This is a genomic window from Pseudomonas abyssi (assembly GCF_002307495.1).
In the GTDB taxonomy this organism is placed as follows: Bacteria; Pseudomonadota; Gammaproteobacteria; order Pseudomonadales; family Pseudomonadaceae; genus Halopseudomonas; species Halopseudomonas abyssi.
In genome coordinates this window covers 1-1,233 of record NZ_NTMR01000062.1, presented here as the reverse complement: position 1 = coordinate 1,233, position 1,233 = coordinate 1, and the positions used below count along the sequence as shown (strand labels likewise).

Below are 1,233 nucleotides of genomic sequence, written 5' to 3'. Positions count from 1 at the left end.
ACTCAGTTTTTGCGGCCGCCGGCATTCAGCGAATCAGAGAGAGCCGCACTGCTGGCGGTGAAAGGCGTTGGGCCTACGGTGGTTAAACGTTTTGAGGAAGTAGGGATAGATTCTTTTTCTGTGTTGGCGAATTATGAGCCAAAGGACATTGCTGAGAGAGTGGCATCCATGCTCAGAACCACCTGCTGGAAAAATAGTCCTCAAGCCTTGTCGGCGGTCAAGTCCGCAATAGAGAGGGCTAGACAAGGTGTGTAGCGGGTGACGAGTTCCCATAATAATTTGCTGTCGCTGTCGTTATAACGCGATTAAATCAAGGTGCCGTGTTTGAAAAAATTTATATTGATCGTTCTTGTAGGCTTCGGTGCGTGGAAATTTTATTCGGAAAAGGTAGATAACTCTTCCAGTATGCCTGTGTCAGGCGAGTCTTATAGACAGGCTCCAGCTCAAAGCGCTCAGTCCCGTTTTAGCTGTGATGGGCGCCAGCATTGCAGCCAAATGACGTCGCGGGCCGAAGCGGAGTTTTTTACAAGAAACTGCCCAAATACCAAAATGGATGGTGATCGTGACGGCATTCCTTGCGAAAATGACTCTCGCTTTTAACCGCGGCGGTTACAGATAGGGCTCAACCTGCCCCGTCCATTGGCGGACGGTATTTTCAAAGCGCTGCTTAGTGTGCGTTATCTCTTTAGGAGTAAAAGCATGGATATTCTTAAGTACGCTGCGAAAAGCATGTCCATGACCGACGAGGTTTGGAATAGGCATTCTAATCCATGGAGTGTTTATACCCGGTTTACCGTGCTGCCGATCATGTCTGTGTGCTTTTGGTCTAGAGACTGGATTGGTCTTTATTTTATTGTGCCGGTGCTGCTGTCTTTTATTTGGGTGTGGCTAAACCCCCGCTTGTTCAAGCCGCCAAGCAAAACAGATAATTGGGCCTCCATGGGGACGTTTGGGGAGCGTATCTATCTCAATCGCAAAAATGAGTGTATCCCTAAGCACCACATAAACGCCTGTCGAACTCTACAGATATTGTCTGCAATAGGCCTTCCATTATTTCTATATGGTGTCTATGCATTGGATTTTTGGGTTTTGCTGCTTGGGAATCTCTGGATAATGGTCTTCAAGGCATGGTTTGTTGACCGAATGGTGTGGTTGTACCTGGATATGAAAAATGCCAATGCTATCTATGCGGCGTGGTACAGAACATAAAAGGGGCGGCCGCAAAAACTGAGT

The 1,233-nt window shown here is 47.5% G+C and carries 3 protein-coding genes; all 3 read left to right on the top strand.

What is annotated here, in order from left to right; all coding sequences use genetic code 11:
* Window positions 1-255 (top strand): helix-hairpin-helix domain-containing protein (locus CNQ84_RS20215; protein WP_245841574.1); only part of this gene is annotated, 255 nt, incomplete at its 5' end.
* 150 nt (window positions 256-405) lie between these two features.
* Window positions 406-600, top strand: a complete 195-nt coding sequence (locus CNQ84_RS20965) for an excalibur calcium-binding domain-containing protein (protein ID WP_202974621.1) — start codon at window positions 406-408, stop codon at window positions 598-600.
* Window positions 601-699: 99 nt separating this feature from the next.
* A complete protein-coding gene (locus CNQ84_RS20205) occupies window positions 700-1,209 on the top strand; it encodes a DUF6653 family protein (RefSeq protein ID WP_096006538.1) in 510 nt (169 codons plus the stop codon).
* Window positions 1,210-1,233 lie beyond the last annotated feature (24 nt).

Bases quoted from the DNA above. Each gene is read 5' to 3' on its own strand.
- CNQ84_RS20205 (WP_096006538.1), top strand. From the start codon at position 700: ATGGATATTCTTAAGTACGCTGCGAAAAGCATGTCCATGACCGACGAG.
- CNQ84_RS20965 (WP_202974621.1), top strand. From the start codon at position 406: ATGCCTGTGTCAGGCGAGTCTTATAGACAGGCTCCAGCTCAAAGCGCT.